24 protein-coding genes, 2 tRNA genes, 2 pseudogenes and 1 riboswitch are annotated in these 21,102 nt (G+C 52.4%); of the genes and pseudogenes, 20 read left to right on the top strand and 8 right to left on the bottom strand.

What is annotated here, in order from left to right; translation table 11 throughout:
• Positions 1-62: 62 nt before the first annotated feature.
• Complete coding sequence (locus ACT3RQ_RS11445; RefSeq protein WP_444680521.1) at positions 63-1,562, top strand: CoA-acylating methylmalonate-semialdehyde dehydrogenase; 1,500 nt, start codon at positions 63-65, stop codon at positions 1,560-1,562.
• Between the two features lie 62 nt (positions 1,563-1,624).
• Here ACT3RQ_RS11445 and ACT3RQ_RS11440 read toward each other — a convergent pair whose 3' ends face one another.
• Positions 1,625-1,921, bottom strand: a complete 297-nt coding sequence (locus ACT3RQ_RS11440; RefSeq protein WP_444680520.1) for a hypothetical protein — start codon at positions 1,919-1,921, stop codon at positions 1,625-1,627.
• 308 nt (positions 1,922-2,229) lie between these two features.
• Positions 2,230-2,334: riboswitch (TPP riboswitch) on the top strand.
• Here ACT3RQ_RS11440 and ACT3RQ_RS11435 point away from each other — a divergent pair.
• The 4 genes from ACT3RQ_RS11435 (at position 2,324) to ACT3RQ_RS11420 (ending at position 6,979) form a co-directional block, all read left to right on the top strand.
• Positions 2,324-3,712, top strand: a complete 1,389-nt coding sequence (locus ACT3RQ_RS11435; RefSeq protein WP_444680519.1) for a sodium:solute symporter — start codon at positions 2,324-2,326, stop codon at positions 3,710-3,712. (Overlaps the previous riboswitch by 11 nt.)
• Positions 3,709-4,677: a magnesium/cobalt transporter CorA gene (gene corA, locus ACT3RQ_RS11430; protein ID WP_444680518.1), complete on the top strand. Its 969-nt coding sequence runs from the start codon at positions 3,709-3,711 to the stop codon at positions 4,675-4,677. The genes ACT3RQ_RS11435 and corA overlap by 4 nt, the downstream gene beginning before the upstream one ends.
• A 77-nt stretch (positions 4,678-4,754) precedes the next feature.
• On the top strand, positions 4,755-5,933 hold the full coding sequence (locus ACT3RQ_RS11425) for a zinc-binding dehydrogenase (protein WP_444680517.1): 1,179 nt from the start codon (positions 4,755-4,757) through the stop codon (positions 5,931-5,933).
• A gap of 23 nt (positions 5,934-5,956) precedes the next feature.
• The gene (locus ACT3RQ_RS11420; protein ID WP_444630340.1) at positions 5,957-6,979 is read left to right on the top strand and encodes a proline racemase family protein; all 1,023 of its coding nucleotides are present in this window, start codon (positions 5,957-5,959) and stop codon (positions 6,977-6,979) included.
• 49 nt (positions 6,980-7,028) lie between these two features.
• Here ACT3RQ_RS11420 and ACT3RQ_RS11415 read toward each other — a convergent pair whose 3' ends face one another.
• The 3 genes from ACT3RQ_RS11415 to ACT3RQ_RS11405 form a co-directional block, all read right to left on the bottom strand.
• Positions 7,029-7,229: a DUF1289 domain-containing protein gene (locus ACT3RQ_RS11415; RefSeq protein WP_444680516.1), complete on the bottom strand. Its 201-nt coding sequence runs from the start codon at positions 7,227-7,229 to the stop codon at positions 7,029-7,031.
• Between the two features lie 26 nt (positions 7,230-7,255).
• Complete coding sequence (gene arfB, locus ACT3RQ_RS11410; protein ID WP_193054807.1) at positions 7,256-7,672, bottom strand: alternative ribosome rescue aminoacyl-tRNA hydrolase ArfB; 417 nt, start codon at positions 7,670-7,672, stop codon at positions 7,256-7,258.
• A gap of 71 nt (positions 7,673-7,743) precedes the next feature.
• Entirely contained in the window at positions 7,744-8,691 is a 948-nt protein-coding gene (locus tag ACT3RQ_RS11405; RefSeq protein ID WP_444680515.1) for a D-2-hydroxyacid dehydrogenase family protein, read from the bottom strand.
• A 103-nt stretch (positions 8,692-8,794) separates the two neighbouring features.
• Here ACT3RQ_RS11405 and ACT3RQ_RS11400 point away from each other — a divergent pair, with 103 nt between their 5' ends.
• The 6 genes from ACT3RQ_RS11400 (at position 8,795) to ACT3RQ_RS11375 (ending at position 12,016) form a co-directional block, all read left to right on the top strand.
• Positions 8,795-9,220 (top strand): flavin reductase family protein, encoded by a 426-nt coding sequence (locus tag ACT3RQ_RS11400; RefSeq protein WP_444680514.1) that lies wholly within the window; start codon positions 8,795-8,797, stop codon positions 9,218-9,220.
• Between the two features lie 25 nt (positions 9,221-9,245).
• Complete coding sequence (locus ACT3RQ_RS11395; RefSeq protein WP_444680513.1) at positions 9,246-9,410, top strand: hypothetical protein; 165 nt, start codon at positions 9,246-9,248, stop codon at positions 9,408-9,410.
• 250 nt (positions 9,411-9,660) lie between these two features.
• A complete protein-coding gene (locus tag ACT3RQ_RS11390; RefSeq protein WP_444628127.1) occupies positions 9,661-10,290 on the top strand; it encodes an NAD(P)H-binding protein in 630 nt (209 codons plus the stop codon).
• A gap of 230 nt (positions 10,291-10,520) precedes the next feature.
• Positions 10,521-11,090, top strand: coding sequence for a DJ-1/PfpI family protein (locus ACT3RQ_RS11385; RefSeq protein WP_192527830.1), 570 nt, complete (start codon positions 10,521-10,523; stop codon positions 11,088-11,090).
• 137 nt (positions 11,091-11,227) lie between these two features.
• Entirely contained in the window at positions 11,228-11,590 is a 363-nt protein-coding gene (locus ACT3RQ_RS11380) for a ribbon-helix-helix domain-containing protein (RefSeq protein WP_193056763.1), read from the top strand.
• Positions 11,591-11,674: 84 nt separating this feature from the next.
• On the top strand, positions 11,675-12,016 hold the full coding sequence (locus ACT3RQ_RS11375; protein ID WP_172117223.1) for a hypothetical protein: 342 nt from the start codon (positions 11,675-11,677) through the stop codon (positions 12,014-12,016).
• A gap of 2 nt (positions 12,017-12,018) precedes the next feature.
• Here the strand turns inward: ACT3RQ_RS11375 and ACT3RQ_RS11370 are convergent, their stop codons facing one another.
• Positions 12,019-12,237, bottom strand: coding sequence for a DUF3820 family protein (locus ACT3RQ_RS11370; protein ID WP_172117222.1), 219 nt, complete (start codon positions 12,235-12,237; stop codon positions 12,019-12,021).
• Positions 12,238-12,380: 143 nt separating this feature from the next.
• Between ACT3RQ_RS11370 and mqo the strand changes: the two genes are divergently transcribed.
• A complete protein-coding gene (mqo, locus tag ACT3RQ_RS11365) occupies positions 12,381-14,084 on the top strand; it encodes a malate dehydrogenase (quinone) (RefSeq protein WP_444680512.1) in 1,704 nt (567 codons plus the stop codon).
• Positions 14,085-14,180: 96 nt separating this feature from the next.
• Here mqo and ACT3RQ_RS11360 read toward each other — a convergent pair whose 3' ends face one another.
• Entirely contained in the window at positions 14,181-15,056 is an 876-nt protein-coding gene (locus ACT3RQ_RS11360) for a LysR substrate-binding domain-containing protein (RefSeq protein ID WP_172117220.1), read from the bottom strand.
• A 130-nt stretch (positions 15,057-15,186) separates the two neighbouring features.
• On the opposite strand from ACT3RQ_RS11360, the gene ACT3RQ_RS11355 reads away from it, so the two are divergent.
• Positions 15,187-15,612 carry a VOC family protein gene (locus ACT3RQ_RS11355; protein ID WP_444680511.1) on the top strand — a complete coding sequence of 142 codons (426 nt, stop codon included), beginning with the start codon at positions 15,187-15,189 and terminating at the stop codon, positions 15,610-15,612.
• Between the two features lie 33 nt (positions 15,613-15,645).
• Here the strand turns inward: ACT3RQ_RS11355 and ACT3RQ_RS11350 are convergent.
• A pseudogene (locus tag ACT3RQ_RS11350) lies at positions 15,646-15,927 on the bottom strand (helix-turn-helix transcriptional regulator); the annotation flags it as partial.
• A gap of 2 nt (positions 15,928-15,929) precedes the next feature.
• On the opposite strand from ACT3RQ_RS11350, the pseudogene ACT3RQ_RS11345 reads away from it, so the two are divergent.
• The 4 genes and pseudogenes from ACT3RQ_RS11345 to ACT3RQ_RS11330 all read left to right on the top strand — a co-directional run.
• Positions 15,930-16,042 (top strand): annotated as a pseudogene (locus ACT3RQ_RS11345) (NAD(P)-dependent alcohol dehydrogenase); the annotation flags it as partial.
• Positions 16,043-16,214: 172 nt separating this feature from the next.
• Positions 16,215-16,481, top strand: a complete 267-nt coding sequence (locus tag ACT3RQ_RS11340; protein WP_172117214.1) for a DksA/TraR family C4-type zinc finger protein — start codon at positions 16,215-16,217, stop codon at positions 16,479-16,481.
• Positions 16,482-16,593: 112 nt separating this feature from the next.
• Positions 16,594-17,325 (top strand): oxygen-insensitive NADPH nitroreductase, encoded by a 732-nt coding sequence (gene nfsA, locus ACT3RQ_RS11335; RefSeq protein ID WP_444680510.1) that lies wholly within the window; start codon positions 16,594-16,596, stop codon positions 17,323-17,325.
• A gap of 124 nt (positions 17,326-17,449) precedes the next feature.
• The gene (locus ACT3RQ_RS11330; protein ID WP_444680509.1) at positions 17,450-18,046 is read left to right on the top strand and encodes a hypothetical protein; all 597 of its coding nucleotides are present in this window, start codon (positions 17,450-17,452) and stop codon (positions 18,044-18,046) included.
• Positions 18,047-18,068: 22 nt separating this feature from the next.
• Here ACT3RQ_RS11330 and ACT3RQ_RS11325 read toward each other — a convergent pair whose 3' ends face one another.
• The gene (locus ACT3RQ_RS11325) at positions 18,069-18,593 is read right to left on the bottom strand and encodes a helix-turn-helix domain-containing protein (protein ID WP_087106281.1); all 525 of its coding nucleotides are present in this window, start codon (positions 18,591-18,593) and stop codon (positions 18,069-18,071) included.
• Between the two features lie 288 nt (positions 18,594-18,881).
• On the opposite strand from ACT3RQ_RS11325, the gene gltX reads away from it, so the two are divergent.
• The 3 genes from gltX to ACT3RQ_RS11310 all read left to right on the top strand — a co-directional run bounded on the left by gltX (position 18,882) and on the right by ACT3RQ_RS11310 (position 20,663).
• Positions 18,882-20,360, top strand: coding sequence for a glutamate--tRNA ligase (gene gltX / locus ACT3RQ_RS11320; RefSeq protein WP_193054819.1), 1,479 nt, complete (start codon positions 18,882-18,884; stop codon positions 20,358-20,360).
• 131 nt (positions 20,361-20,491) lie between these two features.
• Positions 20,492-20,567: transfer RNA gene (locus ACT3RQ_RS11315), tRNA-Ala, on the top strand.
• A 20-nt stretch (positions 20,568-20,587) separates the two neighbouring features.
• Positions 20,588-20,663, top strand: a tRNA-Glu gene (locus ACT3RQ_RS11310).
• Positions 20,664-21,102: the final 439 nt, after the last annotated feature.

Genomic DNA, 21,102 nt, shown 5'->3' with positions numbered 1-21,102 from the left:
CCTTGGGGCAGCTATAGAGACTGCCTCTGTTACAAACACAATCATAATCAGGAGCAAGCGTAATGGCCGTTCGCGAAATTCCCATGATCATTGATGGTCAAGCCGTCCTGTCTCAAAGCCAGGAGTGGCGTGATGTGGTTAATCCGGCGACCCAAAAGGTGGTTGCCCGGGTGCCTTTTTGCACGGCAGAAGAAGTAGAGCATGCGATTGCAAGTGCCCATCATGCGTTTAGAGAGTGGCGCAAGGTACCGCTTGGAAAGCGCATGCGTATTATGCTGGCGTTGCAGGCACTGATTCGTGACAACGCCGATGAACTAGCCGCCTTAATCACCGAAGAGCATGGCAAAACGTTGCCAGACGCCAAAGGTGAAGTAGGGCGAGGTCTGGAGGTGGTCGAACACGCCTGCTCGATTACCTCGCTCCAGCTAGGAGAGGTGGCCGAGAACGCGGCAAGCGACGTCGATGTTTATACACTACATCAGCCGCTAGGCGTAGGGGCCGGTATTACGGCCTTTAACTTCCCTATCATGCTGCCCTGTTTCATGTTTCCACTGGCCATCGCGACAGGCAACACCTTTGTGTTGAAGCCTTCTGAGCAGGATCCCAGCTCGACCATGCGCTTGGTGGAGCTTGCCCATGAAGCCGGTGTGCCAGCTGGGGTGTTGAACGTGGTGCACGGCGGTCCTGAGGTTGCCAACCAGATTGTCGATCACCCAACGATTAAAGCGCTATCGTTTATTGGCTCAACCCACGTCGGCTCATTGCTTTACAAGCGGGCGGCAGATGCGGGTAAGCGTATGCAGGCGATGATGGGGGCGAAGAACCACTGTGTGGTTATGCCCGACGCAAATCGCAGCCAAGCCATCAACAATCTGCTGGGCTCAGCATTTGGCGCCGCAGGCCAGCGCTGTATGGCTAATTCGGTCGTGGTGCTGGTCGGTGAGGCGCGACAATGGATTGATGATATTGTGGATGCTGCAGGCCAGATGAAAGTGGGGCCTGGCACTCAACAGGATGCCGATTTAGGGCCGCTGGTATCGCCTGCCGCCAAGGAGCGGGTGTTAGGTCTTATCGAGACCGGTGAAAAGGAGGGCGCAACGCTATTGCTTGACGGGCGTAACTGCCAGGTACGCGATTATCCGAAGGGCAATTTTGTGGGGCCGACGTTATTTACCGATGTGACTGCGGAGATGACCATTTACCGTGAAGAGATATTTGGGCCGGTACTCTGCGTTGTCAACGTGGAAACACTCGACGAAGCGATTGCGTTTATTAATGCTAATCCTAACGGCAACGGCACGTCTATCTTCACGAATTCTGGCTGGGTGGCGCGGCGCTTTGAAACTGATATAGACGTGGGGCAGGTGGGTATCAACGTGCCAATCCCGGTGCCGGTTGCCTATTTTAGCTTCACTGGCTCACGTGCTTCAAAGCTCGGCGATTTAGGGCCAAATGGAAAACAGGCGATCGCCTTCTGGACGCAAACCAAAACGGTAACGGCACGCTGGTTTGAGCCTGAAAACGTTTCAAGCGGTATCAATAGTACTATTGCATTAAGCTAACGCTTACTTACTAAGCAGTCACTGGTTCTTGTGGGGGCCAGTGACGTTGTTGTATTCAAGGCTTAAAAATCATTCAGCAGGCTCAAGCTTTCTTCCAGTAGCTTTTCAATCGGCTTAAGTTGGCTTTCATGCAATACGAGTAGAGACGGCGCCTCTTTCGTCGGTGACCTCTTGCCCTTCGGCTTTGGCATGGCGATCATATTTGCTAAAGGCATCGCCAAAATGGCAGGGCCTTCAGAGGGTAGCGGAGCGTTTTGCTTCATGGCCTGGTCGAAGTCTTTTACCGCGCGCTTTACATCATCTGGCGTATTTAAAACGTAGTCAGCATGCTGTAGATCGCTGGGCTCGCAGCAGAGCATTGAGCCGCCCTTGCGTATGCTCCTTGACTTCGGTGTATGACATAGTGGTTTCCTGTAAGCGCGTCGCTTATTCTCCTGTGCGACGCTTGTAACATTAATGTTTTATAACACTAATGGCAGTAAGCTACTTTTATTTTGTAATGCTTTGACTCAGTTTACAGCAGCTTTTGTTAGTCTAGACAACGTTGTAGCGAATGAATAGCAGAAGTAAACCGTTTTCCTGTTAGCTATTTAGCGGCTAGGATACGGCGCGAGTAGCTGCTCATTTTGACGGTTAGCTCGCTTTACATCAGGATACGCTCTCAATTCACTGTCGCCAGGGGAGCCACGTTGCGTGGCTGAGAATGCTATGACGCAGACCCTGGAACCTGAACCGGTTAGTACCGGCGGAGGAAGTGCGACATGCCATACCTAACGTCAGCCGTGCTAGGCGCGGCGCTCTGTTGCTTTGCATTTTTAGGCCTTAAAGCCCGTGGGCGTAAAGGCTCATTGGATGACTTTGTAACCGCTCGTAATTCACAAACCAGCACCACGCTAGGGCTCTCTTTTGTTGCATCTGGTATGGGGGCCTGGATTTTGTTTGCGCCGCCAGAAATTGGCGCTTTTATTGGCCCATTGGCCTTGGCAGGCTATGCCCTTGGCTCCTCACTGCCTTTTATCGTCCTTGGCTTTTATGGTCCGTCTATACGCCGGGCTCTCCCTGAGGGGCGGAGCATCGCTGAGTTTGCTGAGGCGTGCTATGGGCGCGGAGTGCGCCACTGGGTAACGCTGGTTTCCGTGGTGTATATGGCCTGCTTTTTAGCCGCTGAATTAACCGCTATTGGAGCGATCACCTCGCTGCTTTCTGATGTTCCGTCGAGCTGGGTGATTATTGGAGTAACGCTCACTACGTTGCTTTACACGGTAAGCGGTGGGCTGCGCGCAAGCCTGGCCACTGACCGTTGGCAGGCATGGTTGCTGCTTGCACTGTTAGTGGTGGTTTCCAGCGTCACCCTTTGGCACTTGCCTGCCATGCCGAGCAGTGCGGCATGGCCCTCTATCGCCACTTCTGATGCGCTTAGTGTGGCACTAACGCTTGTCATCGCGGTTACCGCAGCGAACTTGTTTCACCAGGGCTACTGGCAGCGGGTATGGGCGGCACGTGATGACCACAGTTTGGCCCGCGGGGCTTGGGTAGGAGGGGGCGCCACGGTCATGATCGTTATGGTGATTGGCGGTTTGGGTATGCTTGCTGCCATGAACGGTGTTCCGCTGGGCGAACCGCCCATGCCTTTTTTTGCACTGCTCAATAACGCGCCACCCTGGCTAGCTATAACGGCACTAGTGCTTGCCGTTACATTGGTGGCGTCCAGCGTAGATACGCTACAAAGCGGTATTGCCTCACTGATCGTGTCGCGCAGTGAACAGCCAAGCGTTTCTATCGCGCTCACACGCTGGATGACCGTTTTACTTATGGTGCCTGTCGTGGTTGTCGCACTTCAGGGTGTGTCTGTTTTACGTCTTTTTTTAATCGCTGATTTAGTCTGCGCTGCAACCGTGGTGCCCGTGCTGCTGGGCTTGTGGCGGCGCATGACGCCTCTTGCGGCTATCGGTGGCGGCATGGCGGGTCTATTGGGTGCGATCTTGCCTGGGTGGATGAGTCACGCCAGCATAAGCGAAGGGATAATGGCGGCAAGCTTTCCGAACAGTGTACCCACACTAGCGCCGTTTCTAGGTGCTTTGTTAGCTTCCACGGTGGTAAGCGTGTTATTAGCGTATTTAAGAACCCCTTGGAACCAAGGACAGTTATGATTCGCAGTATTTTGACGACCCCTGATGGCGAAACCCATGAAGGGAGCGAAGAGCTTTTTGTCACATGGCAGAATACCCCCGGCAGTCATATATGGATCGATATGCAGGGGGAATCAGCAGAATCTGCTGAGCGGCTACTGGGTAAATTTGAGTGTCACCCCATGGCTATTCAGGATGCCCATAAAGAGCGCTTACCACCCAAAATAGAAGAGTTTGATAACCACGCACTGATTATTTACCGCGGTATTTCATCTTTTGATGCCCAGCTAAACTTTGTTCCTCAGCAGGTCTGCTTTTTTATTGGTGAGTGCTTTCTAGTGACGCTACATCCAGGCGTTGCCATGAGCATTGAGCGGCTCTTTAAGGAGCATGGTAAGACGTTATTAGCGAAATCACCGGAGCAGGTGGCGCTCAAGGTGATGTATATCTCTGCTGGGTATTACATTGATAGCCTGCTTGAATTTGAAGCGGAATTAAGCGATTTAGAAGATGAATTACATGAAAATGGCAACGATGTATTAATGCGCAAAATTACCATGTACCGCTCCCGGCTGGTTAAGATGCGGCGCGTGTTTAATTATCATAAAGGGATTACCCAAGAGTTAACTGTCTACGACTATGAGCACGTCCCGCGTGAGGAAAGTGAAACGCTGCATGCCATTAACGATGTTGCCGAACGTTTTGAGCGGCTTTATACGCTTACTCAGATGTATTACGACATTTGCGGTGACCTAGTAGACGGTTACATATCAATCTCGTCGCACCAACTGAACATTACAATGCGCGTTCTAACGGTCATTACGGCGATTTTTGTTCCGTTAACGTTTGTTGCCGGTATCTACGGGATGAACTTTGACTACATGCCGGAGCTGCACTATCGCTATGGCTACTTCTTCATTTTAGGCATGATGGCAGGAATCGGTGGCGTGCTGATTTGGGTGTTCAGGCGAAAGGGCTGGTTCTAATTCAGCAGGCTTTTAAGGGGTAGCAAGAGTTTGCTATGGTCGGCTAGTCTTATTCCTTTGTATCAAGGAGCCTGACAATGCCTGAATCTACCGCCGTTTCTTCTACGATGGCTGCCATGCTCTTGGTCGGGCATGGTGGCGTCGAACAACTGCATTATCGTGAAGACGTCAAAACGCCGTTGCCCGGCCCAGGTGATGTTCTGGTCCAGGTGACGGCGACCGCGAAAAACAATACTGACCGTAAAGCGCGTGAAGGCCTGTATCCCACCAAAGAGAAAGGCGACGTGACGTCCTTTGCCATGGGTGGCACGCCCACCTTAACGTTTCCGCGTATTCAGGGGGCAGATGTAGCCGGGCGTATCGTAGCGGTAGGCGAAGGCGTGGATGCCGAGCGGATTGGCCAGCGTGGCCTGCTTGATTTCAATATTTATGCGGATGAGCGCCGGGATATCAATCTCACTCCCGACTACTACGGCCATGGGGCCGATGGCGGCTACGCTGAGTATATTGCGGTACCCGCAGACCAGTTCCACTCCATTGATAATCCCGAACTCCGCGATGCTGAGCTAGCCGCGATGGGCATGTGCTCCTATCAAACGGCGTACCATATGATGACCTCGGCACACATCAAGGCTGGCGAGCGCGTGTTGGTAAGCGGTGCCAGCGGTGGCGTAGGTACCGCGCTCATTCAACTGTGCCGTATTGTCGGTGCTGTTCCTTATGCGGTCAGCCAGCCTGATAAAGCCGCTGCGCTGCAAGCGTTAGGCGCCGAAGCCGTCATTGACCGTGGCGACCTGCCGACCTTTGTTAACCGCGTCTTAGAAGCCACTGGCGGAAAGCCAATTGATGCGGTGATGGACTTGGTCGGCGGCGAGATGACCGATCTGTTTATCGACACCATGATTGTTGATATGCAGCACCGCCAATCCTATCCGCGCCTTTCCATAGCAGGGGCCAGCGGCGGTAATCTCAGTGAGATCATGTGGACGCGTATTTACCTTTACCAGGTGCAGATATTTGGCGTTTCTCACGGTACTCGTGAAGAAGCCGAGCAGCTAATCGCCTGGATTCGTAGTGGTGAACTCAAGCCTGTTCTCCATGCGGCGTTCAAGCTTTCTGAACTGCATGACGCCGAGCGCTATTTTGTTAATCGGGGCAGCAATTATCTCGGCAAAATTGTCATTGTTCCGGATGCGCAGTGGGATACCCACGGCGCACCTTTTGCACTAACAAACGCTCAGGAGCAACGCCTTTGAAAAAGATCCATACGCTTCAATTAATGGATACTCATGCGGGTGGCGATGTCAGCCGAATCGTAACGGGCGGGATTGATGCTCTGCCGGGCGCCACGGTGCGGGAGCAAATGGAGTACCTGCGCGATGATGCCGATGGCTTGCGTCGCTTGCTGCTGGAAGAGCCCTACGGTATTCCGGAGATGTCGGTGGACTTACTGGTGCCAGCGACGCACCCTGAGGCCGCCGCAGGTTATATCATTATGGAAGTGATGGGCTACCCGATCTATTCAGGCTCCAATACCTTGTGTACGGCAACCGCGGTGCTTGAGTGTGGGATTGTGCCTAAGCAGGAAGGCATTCAGCAGTTTTCGTTGGAGGCCCCGGCAGGCCTGGTACATATTGAAGCGCGTGTGCATAACGGCGTGGTCGAGTCGGTTACCTGTGAGGGTTTGCCCAGCTATATTGATACCTACCGCGATACCATCCAGGTGCCTGGTATCGGCACCGTGACGTACTCTGTCGCCTATAGCGGCGGCTTTTACGCGTTAGTGGATGCTGCCGAGCTTGGTTTTAAGCTTATTCGTGAAGAAGAGCAGGCACTTTCGGCCTGTGCGCATAAAATTGTTGAGGCCTTGCAAGCTCAACGCGGCTTTTCCCACTACACGCTGGGTGATGTAGGTCCGCTGCCTTTCCTGCATTTTATGGGCCCCGAAGAGCAAGTGGGTGAAGGGTATGTACGCTCTCGTTCAACAACCTACGTTCATCCAGGTGTGATTTGTCGCAGTACTACCGGCACCGGCACCTCCGCCAGGCTCGCGTTAATGAACTACGAAGGTCGACTCAACATAGGGGATAAACTGGAAACGGTCTCGCTACGTGAAACCGGGTTTATTGGCACGTTCACAGGGACTCATCAGGAAGGCGCCTACCAGGTGGTTGAAAATACGATTACCGGGCGCAGCTATGTGCTGGCTCAGTCGGATATCGTGATCAACTGTGATGACCCTCTGGTTGCTTGCGGTGAGCTGCACCATATTTTGAGCGACCGCCACTCTGTTAACCACTAATCTGTTAATCAATACCCTGTTAATCACTGCTCTGTTAATCACTACTCTGTTACGTCGGGTGGCTAATCTCGGCTAACGCGATATAGCCCTGCGCTTCCAGGCGCTCCCAGACCGGGGCTTTTTCGGCCTCGGTCATTTGGCCCCAATAGGCAATTTCATTCAGCGTACGGCCACAGCCTTGGCACGTATTTGTCGTGTCTAGCTGGCAGTGCTGGATGCAAGGAGAGAGCGGTCGGGAAACGGTGGTCATGCGCAATTCACTTGACTCAATAGCGCTTACGCAGAGGAAACTTTACCACGTAGCGATTTTATTTTTCCTTTGCGGGTCTTGTGGTCAACGCGACGTCGCTGGGAGCCTTTGGTGGGTTTTGTCGGGCGGCGTACCTTTTGCTGCCGAGTCGCGCTGATGATCAATTCTTTCAGGCGAGCAAGGGCATCTTCTTTATTAAGCTCTAGCGTGCGATAACTCTGCGCCTTGATAATCACCACACCCTCTTTACTGATGCGTTGATCATTGAGTGCTATCAAACGTTCTTTATAAAACGGCGGCAGGGTAGAGCGTGAAATATCAAAGCGCAAATGTACCGCTGACGCCACTTTGTTGACGTTCTGACCGCCTGCACCCTGAGCGCGAATTTGGCTAATATCAATTTCCCAGTCGGCCAAGGCAACATGGTTGGAAATAGTGAGCATCAAGTCCTCTGTGTCACAGGTGAGTAATAAGGCTAGCACACTTGACACAGAGGTGGTCGCAGCGACGGAGTTTAAGAGGCGAGATTAGTGACCGGCTCACCGTTGCTAAATGCGACGACATTCGCAAACGCGTCACCAAAGTAGAGCTCGTAGCTATCTTTTTCGACATAACCCAAGTGAGGCGTCGCCACGCAGTTGGGCAGGGTGAGCAGAGGATCGTCGCAGGTCGGCTCGCTATCAAAAACATCAACCGCCGCGCGTCCAGGTCTGCCTACTTCGAGGGCGCTAACTAATGCACCTGATGCAATTAACGGTGCGCGACTGGTGTTTACCAGAAGCGCTGTGGGTTTCATGCAGGCCAAATGGTCAGCGGTCACAATACCCCGCGTTTCATCGTTTAGGCGCAGATGTAGGCTAAGCACATCGGCACGTTTAAAGAGATCCTGCTGGCTCTCGGCAACCGTTAACCCGGCGTCCATGGCTCGTGCTCTGGTGCCTTCGCGCCCCCATACCAGCACGTTCATTTCAAATGCCTGTGCGTAACGGGCCACCAGGCTACCAATTTTGCCCAAGCCAAAAATCCCCATTGTGCGGCCTTTTAGCCCGGTGCCTAGGGTTTGTTGCCAGCGGCCAGCTTTAAGGTTTTCTACTTCTTCAGGCAGGTGGCGCATGCCGCAAAGTACCAATCCCCAGGTTAATTCGGCCGCCGCGTGCGGCGAGCCTTTACCTGTCATAACGGTAACGCCGTGGCGCTGACACGCTTTTAGGTCGACATGGGCCGCACCGCCCCCGGTTTGGCTAATCACTTTTAAATTGGGTAAGCGTTCAAGCAGCGCTGCAGTGATAGGGGTACGTTCACGAATTAACACAAGCGCATCCGCGCGATAAAACCGTGCCACCAACGCCTCAAAATCGGTCAGCGTATCGTGATAAATAGTTACGTTGTGCCCGTTGAGCATTGCATAGGCATCCAGATGGCGTACACAGTCCTGGTAATCATCAGGTATCACGATATTCATTGGCAGGTCCTTGGTCAGTGTAAGATCATCGAAAAAAGCAGCGCCGATAGCGTGCTGTTATAAGGTGATACTACTCTCGCGCTAGGCAATCAAGGATCAACGAATGAGCGACTATTTATTAGAGGATTCCCCGTTAAGTGCTGGCATGATTTACCGTCTACTCTCGGGAAGTATCTGCCCTCGCCCGATTGCATGGGTGGCCACACAGGATGTCAGCGGGAAAGACAACCTTGCCCCCTTTTCGTTTTTCAATGTGGCAAGTGTAACCCCGCCTGTTTTGGCCTTTTCGCCACTTCTGGATGGCAGTGGGCAGCCTAAAGATACCCTGCGCAATCTAGAGGAGTTGCCGGAGTGCGTAGTGCATATTGGCAGTGAAGCGCTGATTGAAGCATTGAATACAACCAGTGCCAGCCTGCCCAGAGAGGAAGATGAGTTTACGCTTGCAGGGCTTGAAAAAAACTCTAATGCCAGGCGTCACAGTGCCACGCATTGCTGCCTCCCCAGTTGCCTTTGGTTGCAAGCTTTATGATCTGATTCGCTTTGGTGACCAGCCTTTGGCAGGTACGCTCGTGCTGGCGCAGATAGTCTCTATTCATATTGACGACACCTTATGGGATGGCCGTCACGTGGATATCGATTTACTCAAGCCGATTGGCCGACTAGCGGGCAGCGACTACGCTCGCGCCACTGATCGCTTTGCTATTGAGCGCCCGGCTTAGGGAACTGCTTTTGCCTTGGCCTACCAGGTTTGGTCCGAGCCCAGCACCTTATGAGTGTGCATGAGACCTGCACTGTCGTTGCCACAACACAAGACACCTACACGTTTAGCTTAATGCTGCTGCAGTGTTTTCTTTCAGCGAGCGTGCTCTAAGCACGTTCGCTGCTTTACGCTCAAGGCTTGATTTCTCCAAGCTGTGGCTGCACTAACTAATGAATAGCCCGTGAATATACGTAAACCAGAGAGGCAACATGACCACATTAGTAATAGGTGCCAATGGGCAGATTGGTAAACAGTTTTGTGAACTCGCCCAACAGGCTGGGGAGCCGATTAAGGCAATGATCCGGGATGAAAGCCAGGCAGAGTGGTTCAGCGAGCGTCAGATCCCTATCATTGTGGCTGATCTTGAGGGTGAGTTTGAACACGCCTTCGAGGATTGCGATCAGGTGATTTTTACTGCTGGCTCAGGCCCGCATACTGGACCGGATAAAACGCTCATAATTGACCTTTATGGTGCTATCAGAGCCGCTGATATCGCCAGTGAAAAAGGGCTTGATCGCTATATTATGGTGAGTGCTATTCGCGCAGAACATCCGCTTGAAGCACCCGAAAAGATGCGCCCTTACATGGCCGCCAAGTTTGCAGCGGATAGCCATCTACGTTTTGCCAAGGTTCCCCATGTCATCCTTAAACCAGGCCCCTTGACTAACGAGAAGGCAACGCACGGGTTTGCCGGGACAATGGAGGCATCTCCTGAACAATCCATTACCCGGGCAGATGTTGCCCATGCCTTGCTGCACGTTGTGAAAACACCTACGTTGAAAGACAAGGAGTTCACGCTCTTGAACGGTAAGGAGCGTATTAGTGACTTGGTGCGTTGAGCCTGAGCATCACATAGTAACGATCTAAGCTTCCCCTTACCCTTGGCAAATTATGGCTTGAAGAGCGCCACATGAAGCGTGCCATTATGCATTTACCGGTTTGACCGCGTATTTTCGCTATAAAAAAATCAGTGTAGTAATGGCGTACTACCGCTATCGAAAACGCGCTTGCTAGGCTTGTTGGGCACATGCAACGTGTGCACAACGACAAAACAAGAAGGAGTACGGAGATGACCAGCAAGCGCATTCTGATGATTACCGGTGACTTTACTGAAGATTACGAGACTATGGTGCCTTTCCAGGCATTGATGGCTGTTGGTCATCAGGTTGATGCCGTTTGCCCTGGCAAGGCATCGGGCGACACCGTGGCGACGGCGATTCATGATTTCGAAGGTGATCAAACCTATTCTGAAAAACCTGGCCACCGCTTTGCGCTCAATGCCGATTTTGAGCGTATTGATCCCGCTGATTATGATGCGCTGGTGGTGCCCGGCGGGCGTGCTCCGGAATACCTGCGCTTGAATCAGGATGTGTTGGCGATGGTTCGGCACTTTTTTGAAGCCAACAAGCCTGTTGCTGCGATTTGCCACGGCGCGCAATTACTAGCCGCTGCAAACGTGCTCAAAGGCAGGCAGTGTTCGGCATACCCGGCTTGCCAGCCAGAAGTTGAGTTGGCAGGCGGGCATTTCGCCAGCATTGAGGTAAGTGAGGCGGTAACCGATGGCAATCTGGTGACGGCGCCCGCTTGGCCTGCCCACCCAGCTTGGCTTGCTCAATTTATGGCACTGCTAAACCAGTGAGCGCTGGGCCGTTAGCATCATCATACAAAGCAAAGCTTACGCGCCTACCTAACAGACATGCACCTAGCAGACATTAGGCGCGTAGTGTATTTTCCCGCTATGCTAACGGCTTACCTGAATGTTTAGAGATCACACCCATGTGCAAACTCTTTATTCACGCCAATCCTGAATTATGGTCCAGTGCGACGCATTCACTGCGTATTGATGGCATGGTGACGAGCGTGCGAATGGAGCACTACTTCTGGCTCATTTTGGAAGAGATCGCCACGCGTGATGGTATGAATACGGCTCAACTGATTACTCGCCTGTATCATGAATCTATCGATGCCGGACACGACTTGGGCAACTTTACCTCGTTTTTACGCGTGTGTGCGCTACGCTATCAGGCGCTTCAACTAACGGGAGATATTCCCACTCAGCATGAGATACCGATTGCGACGCTGGATGCTGAGGAGATCCTCGTGCGTGAAGGCCGCTCTAGGCGCCGCCAGGTTCACTAATCACTGACCGTCTCAGCGTGATAGTGAGTAGCGATAAAGCCAGTACGTGAGACAGTACGTGAGACAGACATTAACAGGGTTTTTATGACAGATGTTGCGACTGCCGTGCGCCAATTACTCACCACGGCACCCGAAAAAACATTACCGATCACCTATCAGCAAGTGGCTGCGGCGTTGGGTCTGACACCTCCACGTACTATTCAGCGGGTGGCTCAGGCGCTAGAGCAGCTTATGCGCGATGATGCTGCTGCCCATCAGCCGTTTATCGCCGCGCTGGTGGTAAGCCGCCGGGGCGATAATATGCCCGCCGCTGGTTTTTTTGAGCTGGCCGTAGCGCTGGGGCGCTTCCCCGATGACGCCACGCAACATGCCAAGGCGTATCGTCATGAATATCAGCAGGTATTGGCGTCGCGCTCAAACGCGTAACCTTACTTGGACGGCTTGCGTAACGGCTCCAGCAAGTCGCTTAACCCATTATGGTCAATTTCCTGCATTAGTTGCAGCAGTTGGCCAATCTCTCCCGATGGAAAACCTTCCCGCGCAAACCAGTTAAGGTAGGGTCCCGGCAAGTCGGCAATGAGCCAGCCCTGGTGTTTGCCAAACGGCATGGTGCGAGTTACCAGTTTTTCAAGGTCTTCAGGTCTCATGTCTTACTTTCCTTTGTGCGTGTCTATCGCATTGGTTTCCGAAAAGATCTAATTTTGCTAGACTTTGGTCGAAGTCAATACCCCCCCTCGATGCCGGGCAATTATAGCTTCGGCAAGTTATTTCTGTATCGTCAGGATATGACATGCATAAACATTTACGTTTTTTACTCTGCACACCGCTTTTAGCGTTTGCAGCGATGCCCGTTGCGGCGGATGAGCCTGTTGATGTTGTATTAATTGGTGGCGGCATCATGAGCGCCACACTAGGTACCTATCTTCAAGAATTAGAACCCGACTGGGATATCCATCTTTACGAGCGCTTGGGCCAGGTCGCTGAAGAGAGTTCCAATGCCTGGAACAACGCAGGCAGCGGTCACTCTGCCTTCATGGAAATGAACTATACGCCGGGTGATGGCGACCACGTTGAAATTGAGCGTGCGGTTAACGTTACCGAGCAGTTTGAAATTTCCCGCCAGTTCTGGGCCCACCAGGTCGATCAGGGCATCCTGAGCGACCCGAAAGCCTTTATTAATTCGGTGCCGCATCATGCGCTGGTGTGGGGGGAAGACGATGTCGCTTTCCTGCGCGAACGCTACGCACGCATGACCGAAAACCCGCTTTATGAAGGCATGGAATACTCGGAAGATCGCCAGGAAATCGCTGAGTGGATGCCGCTGGTGATGGCTGGCCGTGATGAGAACACGCCGGTTGCCGCGACTCGTATGCAGATGGGTACGGAAGTGAACTACGGCGCGCAGACTCGCCAGATGGTTGAAGGCCTGGGCGATAGTGATAACTTCACGCTTTCGCTTAACAGTGAAGTGCGCGGTCTTGAGCGTAATGACGACGATACCTGGCACGTGACGATCAAAAACCTGGAAAGCGGTGATGAAACCACCATCGATTCCCGGTTTGTGTTCATTGGTGCGGGCGGTGCTGCGCTGCCGCTGCTTCAGGAATCCGGTATTCCGGAAGCGGACGCTTACGCCGGTTTCCCGGTGGGTGGCCAGTTCCTTTACACCACTAACCCTGAGGTTGTCGCCCAGCACCAGATCAAGGTGTATGGCAAAGCCGGTGAAGGTTCTCCGCCGATGTCGGTTCCGCACCTGGACTTCCGCAACCTGGATGGCGAGCCTGCGCTATTTTTTGGCCCATTTGCCACGTTCTCAAGCAAGTTCTTGAAAGAAGGCTCCTGGACCGACCTGTTTGGCTCCATAACATTTAACAATATCTGGCCGACAACCCAGGTGGGGTTGCATAACTTCAATCTGGTGAGCTACCTGGTGGGTCAGGTAATGATGTCCGATGACGACCGCTTTGAAGCGCTGCAGGACTTTTTCCCTGAAGCGAACAGCGATGACTGGAAGCTTTGGACCGCCGGTCAGCGGGTTCAAATCATCAAGAACGACCCTGAACATGGCGGCCTGCTGCAGTTTGGTACCGAAGTGGTAAGTGCTGAAGACGGCTCAATCGCTGCACTTCTGGGGGCTTCACCCGGTGCCTCAACCGCGCCGCCCATTATGCTGCATTTGCTGGAAAACGTGTTTGCTGAGCAAGTGCAAAGCGATGCGTGGCAGGAAAAGCTGACCGAAATCGTACCGTCTTACGGCCAGCGTCTTTCTGAAAATCCGGAGCTGCTGCGTGAAATGCGGGTATACACAGCAGAAGCGCTTAAGCTGAACGAGCCGATGAATGTTGCTGAAACAGACACAGACGTTCAAGCGGAAGTTGAAAGCGCGCAGCCTGAATCAGAAGCCTCTGATGCCGGTGATGAGAGCAGCGTTGACGAAAACGCTGATGCACAAAGCGAAGAGCAGGACGCTGAAACAGAAGAAGTTGCTCTGTAAGATTTTGCTTACTCAAACCTGAATGCACTAGCGTGCCATGTCAGGTGCGGTCGATAACGCTAGCCCCTTTTTAAGGGGCTAGTGTTTTTTTTGGATTCAATAGTGAGGATTGGCAGCTTCACAAATCAGCTGGGCAAGCGCGTGGGCTGGGGCACTTAACTGGCTGTTTGCGCGATGAATCAATCCTACATCCCGATGAAACGTATGTTCACTCAGCGGGATGGCGCGCACCGCTGGTGGCCAGGGCTGCAGGGCGGCTACCTCTGGCACCAGGGCAATGCCCACGCCGTTGGCCACCAATTGGATAATGGTATCCAGCTCGTCCACCTCACACAGCTCATGCACATGACAGTGCTGGGCGCGTAAAAAGCGGTCGACTTGGCGGCCGCCAAACGAGGTGCGGTCGTAACGCACAAAAGGCTCGCGGCTGAGCAGCTTGCGCCAATCATCGCCTTCCGTTAAAGCCGGGACGATTAGGCGGTAAGGTTCATGGGCCAGTGGTGTCCAGCGTAAATCGCTGTGCAGTGAGAAAGGCGGGCGAATAATGGCCGCCATATCAAGCTCGCCTGCATCCACCTGATTGACCAGCGCCATGGAGAGCCCCGGCAACACGCGGCTCCGGCAGTCGGGATAGGCTCGGTGAAAACGAGCCAAGGCACTGGGCAGTAGCGAGCGCTGAATGGAGGCAATAGCGCCTATGTTCACCGGCGTGCTGGCAGGCTTGTCGGTATTGGCTTCGCCAAGTGTCCGATAAAGGGCGAGTAGGGTATGCGCCTGTTGAAGAACGTCCTGGCCTTGCGCCGTTAATACCGCCGCACGCCCTTTTCGGGCAAACAGGGTAACGCCCAGCTGTGCTTCCAGCCGCTTCATCTGTGCGCTAACAGCCGCTTGCGTTAAGCCAATTTTCTGGCCTGCCGAGGCAAAGGTACCTTCTTGAGCGACGGCTGTTAGGGTTTTAAGCTCTCGTATCATTGATAAATAATATTTGTGAATTGGCGAAAAAGATATTGATTTTATTTTTATAAGGCTCGGCCTAGGATGACCATCGCGGGTTGGCACTTCGTGTCACTCATTACATAACGATAGCGAGCAGGAGACCACTATGAGCCTTTCCCCCTTTCATTTGGCCATCCCGGTTTACGATGTAGCGCTAGCCCGGGCTTTTTACAACGACGTTTTTTGTCTGGAAGAAGGGCGCTCCAGTGACAACTGGGTCGACTTCAACTTTTTTGGTCACCAGCTGGTAATTCACGGCCACCCTAAAACGCCCAGCCAAGAGAATGCCCATACCAACCCGGTAGATGGCCACAACGTACCGGTGCCGCATTTCGGCGTAATTTTAGAGTGGGATGAGTGGGAAACACTTGCCGAGCGCTTGACGTCACGCAACACCGTTTTTGTGATTGAGCCTTACGTACGCTTTAAAGGTGAAGTGGGCGAGCAAGCCACCATGTTCCTGCTCGACCCCTGTGGCAACGCGCTAGAGTTCAAGGCATTTAAGGACAAGAGCCAAATATTCGCCAAGTAAGTTTGCCAAATGAGCTAGCCAAGTAAGCGATAACTACCCCTGCAGCATCTGCTCTTGGCGGCGATGTTGCAGGGGAGATTCGCCAAAGTAGCGTTTATAGTCACGGCTGAATTGCGGCACGCTGCGATAGCCGACCGCCAATGCCGCCTGGTTGACATTATGGTCCTGCTGCGACAGAAGCTGCTGGGCTTTTATCAACCGCAGCCGCTTTAGGTACTGGGCAGGCGAGGCGCGAGTAATCTGCTTGAAATAGTGATGGAACGTCGAAACGCTCATACTGGCTCGCTGAGCCAGCTGTTCAACCGTAAACTCATCGCCTAAAGGCGCTTAAATACGACGGTACACATTTTTTATTGGTTTGCTGGAGCCTATCGAGCCTCCTATTGAAGCCTTCAGCTTGGTATTCAAGCGTCGTGTCGTGGCCGCTTCCTGGCATCGATATGTTTCATCAGGGGATTATCAAAGAGTATAGCCTGAAGCGCTACAACATCCTTGTATGTAAAGAAAATTTCTTAACGCTAAGCGATTCCATTAGTGGAATATTCGTGACCTGCCGATAGCTGCTACCTTGATAGATAAACCAGCGAGTAGGGAATTCAATAATGGCAGGCGGATGGGCAAAAGAGGGTGCCGAACAAGAGCAAATCGAAAGAACACTGGATGATGCTGTCGAGCTTGCCCGCAGTCGGCTGCCGCAGGGCAAAAGCCGTAAGTATTGTGAAGAGTGCGATGAGGTGATTCCTGAGGCGCGCCGCCTTGCAGTCCCCGGGGTTCGCTTGTGCGTTGTTTGCCAGAATGAGCACGACAAAAAACAGTCGAATGCTAGCAGCTATAATCGCCGAGGTAGTAAAGACAGCCAGCTTCGCTAAGCAAGCCCATGTTTGCGCTTATTGGATAAAAGCGTTTAGCAGTAGGCTATTAGCGTGCGGCTGTGCGACTCTAGTGTTGATAAGCGATACTGATTTATAAAGGCGAGGTACCATGAACGACGTTATTAAACTCTTGAAATCCCACCGTTCAGTTCGAAAATTCAAGGATCAGCCGATTGCACGAGAGCTGCTGATCGAACTTATCCAGGCGGGTCAAGGCGCGGCAACGTCCAGTCATGTTCAAGCCTATACGGTTATTCATGTTACAAATCCGGCTAATCGCGAGCAGATTGCTGAGTTAGCGGGTGGCCAGCCTTATATTGCCAGCTGTGCGGACTTTCTGGTCTTCTGTGCCGATATGAAGCGCCCAACCGAGGCATCTGAGAGGGCGGGTTCCAACGTTGTTCGAGGGATGACAGAACAGCTGTTGGTAGCCACGGTAGACACTGCTTTAATGGCGCAGAATGTTGCGACAGCTGCTGAATCAGAAGGGCTGGGCATCTGTTATATTGGCGGTATTCGCAATAACCCCCAAGCGGTTAGCGATCTGTTAAAGCTGCCTAAGCATGTTTACCCTGTATTTGGTATGTGCCTTGGCTATCCGTCTCATGAGCCGGAGGTAAAGCCCCGCCTGCCGGTTGAAGCGATCTTAAAAGAAGACTACTACAGCGACGACAGTGCGCAGGTGCAAGCGTTTGATGACACCATGCAGGCGTATTATCAGTCGCGTAGCAGTGGCAATAAAGACACCGATTGGTCACAAAACCTGAAGCCGCTGTTTGATAACAAACTACGACCCCATATGCGCGACTTCTTGATTCAGCGTGGCTTTGAAATGGAGTAGCCCAAACGGCACCTTGCTTATGACTGCCATCGCTCCTCTTCCTGATGCTTCATGAGTGATCAAATTCACTGCTACCAGCAGGTGGCAGTGATAATCTGGAAGCCGCCGTTTTTGAGGAAGCACTATGTGTAAGTTACGAACAGGGTATACGCGACAAACGGGCTTTGGCCTATTAATGGTGGTGACGATGTCGGCTGCGGGATGCAGCGGTTCCGAAGATGAACCCCCGAGTAATGTATCTGAACAGAGAGCTACCAGCACGCAACCGGCTGACGCTTCTGTAGCGGAAGAGCCTGCGACCATCGTGCCCTTGGAAGTCGCTATTTCGACATCGGTTGCCTTGCGCCCTGATCGGCGCCTGATGGTGGAGGGAGAAACCAATCTACCTGATCAGACGCAGGTGCAGGTTATTGTCGAGCGCGAAGTGAGTCGTGTGCGCTGGAGGGCGCGTGCGCGGGTTAGTGACGGAGGCTTTATTGCTGGTCCATTTGGTTCAGGGAGCGGTTTGCCGGATGGTGGCTATATCGTACAGGTGCAGCTTTCCGAGGCCAGTGTGCAGCCTCAAACCGTACAAGCCGTGATCGGTAATCGCGGGGAGAATTTGGCGGGAGAGCTGGTTAGCCAATCCCGCCATGGGTTGGGTCAAGTGGCCACCTACTCACGCCGTTTCTTGGTGGGGGAGGAGCCAAGACGAACACGTGACCAGGTGGAAGTGCATTAACATTTACGGGGATGTAGATGCTTTAGACAGAACGCCAATGGGCTAGCAGTACCGCATGTATTTCTACGTCAGAAGGCGCTTTTGCAAAGTGCTCAAGTACAAAACGCTCATCGCGACTGACAAGATAATGCCCGGCTTTATGAAATACGTGCGTCGGGCCCAGCAGCAGTAAATCATTGGCTGCGACGGGTGAAAAGTCAGTGCCTGAATCTGGCGTTGCCATAACACAGGGTGCTTTCCAGTCGATATTTAACGCTAAATGGTGTGGAACGGTAATTGTCGTTGCTTGCACCTGTTCCCAGGGGAGGGGGCCAGTGTGTTTCAACGTCAACAGTTGAGGGGCGGTGTCGCCTTCCAGCAAGGTAGCAAGTGAACAATCCAACGCCTCGGCTAGAGCGACCAAACGCTCGTGACCAATTTGTTTAATTGCACCTGATTCCCAGTAGGAAATAGTAACATCCGACACGCCAACGTTACGTGCTAGGGCAGCTTTGTTGAGCTTGGCCCTAAGACGCAATTGCTTAATACGTGAGCCTAGCGATTCCATTTCGATTTCCTATAATTGAGCTGTGTAAGCTCGTTAAGTTTACTTCAACCACAGTTGCAGCGATGTGAGCACGCTTAGTGCGTTTAAGCACTTTTTATAAGCATGATCGCCGATCATCGATGCCGCGCCATACTAAGCGATTGTTCAGTGTCGCGCATCTTGTAATCTTATAACCGTATTACTTTTTGTAAGACGCTTTAATATGAAAGTCGTTCCATCTACAGCGCTGTTGGTTATGCGTAGGGTAGGTATAATATCGCTACGCTTTCTCGCTATAAGGATGTCTTGATGACCGTTCGTACTCGCATTGCACCTTCCCCGACGGGGGATCCCCACGTTGGCACGGCGTATATTGCGCTGTTCAATTTATGCTTTGCGCGTCAGCATGGCGGGCAGTTTATTTTGCGCATTGAAGATACGGACCGCGTACGCTCAACGCCTGAGTCAGAGCAGATGATTCTGGACTCCTTGCGCTGGCTTGGGTTGGAGTGGGATGAGGGGCCTGACGTTGGCGGCCCACACGGTCCGTACCGCCAAAGCGAACGTGGCGATATTTATGCGCAGCATGCTCAACAGTTGCTGGACGCTGGCCATGCGTTTAAATGCTACCGCACTGCAGAAGAGCTGGATGAGCTGCGTGAGTCGCGTAAGGCAGCAGGCTTGCATCTGGCGCTCAAGCCGGGTGACCTGGCTTTGGATGACGCAGAAGCTGCACGCCGGCAGCAGGAAGGCTGGCCTTATGTCGTGCGTATGAACGTGCCCAGCGAAGGTGTCTGTGTAGTAAACGATATGCTGCGCGGTACGATTGAAGTGGAGTGGGCACAAGTTGACGCGCAGATACTGCTCAAGTCGGACGGCATGCCTACTTACCATTTGGCGAATGTGGTAGATGACCATTTAATGGAAATCACGCATGTGCTGCGTGGCGAAGAATGGATTAACTCTGCACCCAAACACCAGCTGTTATATGAATACTTTGGTTGGGAAATGCCTGAGCTATGCCATATGCCGCTTTTGCGTAACCCCGACAAATCCAAGCTTTCCAAACGTAAAAATCCCACGTCGATTAATTTCTATCGCCGGATGGGCTTTTTGCCTCAAGCGGTTACCAATTACCTCGGCCGTATGGGCTGGTCCATGCCGGATGAGCGCGAGAAATTTAGTTTACCCGATATGATGGCCGAGTTTGATATTCAGCGTGTATCGCTGGGCGGCCCGGTGTTTGATCTTGAGAAGCTTACCTGGCTCAACGGTGTTTATATCCGCGAGGACCTGGATGATGATGCGCTGCTTACTGCGCTGCGCGAATGGGCGTTTAATGATGCCTATGTAAGGCAAATTTTGCCCCAGGTACGTCCACGCGTAGAAACACTTTCACAAATCATGCCGCTAGCCGGGCACTTCTTCTCAGGCTTGCCTACGCTTACAGAAGATGACTTCGCCAGTATTAAGCTGGAGAAAGACGAGTTAGTGAAATTGCTGCAGTTCCTGGTCTGGCGCTTCGAGGTGCTACCTGCCTGGGATAAAGAAGCGCTGCTGGCCGAAGTAAAGAGCTTGTCAGCGTATTTCGAGCTTAAAATGAAAGCATTTCTGGCGCCGATTTTTATTGCGATTACAGGCAGTAGCTCAAGCACGTCTGTTATGGATGCCATGGCGATTCTGGGTTCCGATATCACTCGTGCGCGTCTGCGCAACGCTATTGATGTGCTGGGTGGCGTTTCCAAGAAACAAGCGAAACGTTTTGAAAAAGAGTACCGCGATCTGTAAGTCGCTCAGCTAATGGCTGCAGGAAACGCCATTCTCCATTGACGTTAGGCGTCTGGCGTTTTTCTGGGGTATTAATAGCCTTGACGAAGACGAGCGTAATCAGTATTATACGCTCCGTCTTCAGGATATGTGGGGCCTTAGCTCAGCTGGGAGAGCGCAACACTGGCAGTGTTGAGGTCAGCGGTTCGATCCCGCTAGGCTCCACCATTTAGTTTGTTTGTCGTAACGTCCCATTCGTCTAGTGGTCCAGGACACCGCCCTTTCACGGCGGTAACAGGGGTTCGAACCCCCTATGGGACGCCATCTCTTTTATACTCTTCTATCCCCATATTGATGTAGTAATGAACTCTTTCATTTGCTGCGTTTTTTCCTGCCTGTTATCTAGCTGAGCCGCTAAATCCTCACTTTATTTGTGGTATTTTCGCTTGACTTGTCCACTTTTGGTGGTCTTTGCTAAAGGTTGTGCACAGCCCTGTGCTGCACCCGCGAAAAATATTCGAATTAACTTATCTTGTTTAAAAACAATGGCTTACATGCGGTCAAAAAATGACCAATTTAAGGGGAGGTCACTGTTCATGGCGATTCAGGGGCATTTGTGAGAGGTTATGAACAAGGTTATCCACAGATAGTGTGGAAAACATTTTCCAGCCTGGCTCTTAAAAAAGTCAAGCGCTATTGCGGCCTTTTGCTCGCTTTTTGGCTGGCGTTTTCGTCTATTGATGAGGTGAGGCGTGCGCGTTTG

Origin of the sequence: Halomonas sp. AOP43-D1-4, assembly GCF_052446175.1 — a bacterium.
Taxonomy (GTDB): Bacteria; Pseudomonadota; Gammaproteobacteria; order Pseudomonadales; family Halomonadaceae; genus Vreelandella; species Vreelandella citrativorans.
Note: the sequence above shows the minus strand (reverse complement) of the source record. Positions and strands in the feature narration are given on the sequence as shown.

Excerpts from the sequence above, each read along its gene's own strand:
- mqo (WP_444680512.1), top strand. The coding sequence starts at position 12,381 with ATGCATAAACATTTACGTTTTTTACTCTGCACACCGCTTTTAGCGTTT.
- ACT3RQ_RS11445 (WP_444680521.1), top strand. The coding sequence starts at position 63 with ATGGCCGTTCGCGAAATTCCCATGATCATTGATGGTCAAGCCGTCCTG.
- ACT3RQ_RS11405 (WP_444680515.1), bottom strand. The coding sequence starts at position 8,691 with ATGAATATCGTGATACCTGATGATTACCAGGACTGTGTACGCCATCTG.
- ACT3RQ_RS11390 (WP_444628127.1), top strand. The coding sequence starts at position 9,661 with ATGACCACATTAGTAATAGGTGCCAATGGGCAGATTGGTAAACAGTTT.
- ACT3RQ_RS11440 (WP_444680520.1), bottom strand. The coding sequence starts at position 1,921 with ATGCTCTGCTGCGAGCCCAGCGATCTACAGCATGCTGACTACGTTTTA.
- ACT3RQ_RS11420 (WP_444630340.1), top strand. The coding sequence starts at position 5,957 with ATGGATACTCATGCGGGTGGCGATGTCAGCCGAATCGTAACGGGCGGG.
- ACT3RQ_RS11370 (WP_172117222.1), bottom strand. The coding sequence starts at position 12,237 with ATGAGACCTGAAGACCTTGAAAAACTGGTAACTCGCACCATGCCGTTT.
- ACT3RQ_RS11425 (WP_444680517.1), top strand. The coding sequence starts at position 4,755 with ATGCCTGAATCTACCGCCGTTTCTTCTACGATGGCTGCCATGCTCTTG.
- ACT3RQ_RS11375 (WP_172117223.1), top strand. The coding sequence starts at position 11,675 with ATGACAGATGTTGCGACTGCCGTGCGCCAATTACTCACCACGGCACCC.
- arfB (WP_193054807.1), bottom strand. The coding sequence starts at position 7,672 with ATGCTCACTATTTCCAACCATGTTGCCTTGGCCGACTGGGAAATTGAT.
- ACT3RQ_RS11355 (WP_444680511.1), top strand. The coding sequence starts at position 15,187 with ATGAGCCTTTCCCCCTTTCATTTGGCCATCCCGGTTTACGATGTAGCG.
- ACT3RQ_RS11400 (WP_444680514.1), top strand. The coding sequence starts at position 8,795 with ATGAGCGACTATTTATTAGAGGATTCCCCGTTAAGTGCTGGCATGATT.
- ACT3RQ_RS11340 (WP_172117214.1), top strand. The coding sequence starts at position 16,215 with ATGGCAGGCGGATGGGCAAAAGAGGGTGCCGAACAAGAGCAAATCGAA.
- ACT3RQ_RS11360 (WP_172117220.1), bottom strand. The coding sequence starts at position 15,056 with ATGATACGAGAGCTTAAAACCCTAACAGCCGTCGCTCAAGAAGGTACC.
- ACT3RQ_RS11415 (WP_444680516.1), bottom strand. The coding sequence starts at position 7,229 with ATGACCACCGTTTCCCGACCGCTCTCTCCTTGCATCCAGCACTGCCAG.
- gltX (WP_193054819.1), top strand. The coding sequence starts at position 18,882 with ATGACCGTTCGTACTCGCATTGCACCTTCCCCGACGGGGGATCCCCAC.
- ACT3RQ_RS11435 (WP_444680519.1), top strand. The coding sequence starts at position 2,324 with ATGCCATACCTAACGTCAGCCGTGCTAGGCGCGGCGCTCTGTTGCTTT.
- nfsA (WP_444680510.1), top strand. The coding sequence starts at position 16,594 with ATGAACGACGTTATTAAACTCTTGAAATCCCACCGTTCAGTTCGAAAA.
- ACT3RQ_RS11330 (WP_444680509.1), top strand. The coding sequence starts at position 17,450 with ATGTGTAAGTTACGAACAGGGTATACGCGACAAACGGGCTTTGGCCTA.
- ACT3RQ_RS11385 (WP_192527830.1), top strand. The coding sequence starts at position 10,521 with ATGACCAGCAAGCGCATTCTGATGATTACCGGTGACTTTACTGAAGAT.
- ACT3RQ_RS11325 (WP_087106281.1), bottom strand. The coding sequence starts at position 18,593 with ATGGAATCGCTAGGCTCACGTATTAAGCAATTGCGTCTTAGGGCCAAG.
- corA (WP_444680518.1), top strand. The coding sequence starts at position 3,709 with ATGATTCGCAGTATTTTGACGACCCCTGATGGCGAAACCCATGAAGGG.
- ACT3RQ_RS11380 (WP_193056763.1), top strand. The coding sequence starts at position 11,228 with ATGTGCAAACTCTTTATTCACGCCAATCCTGAATTATGGTCCAGTGCG.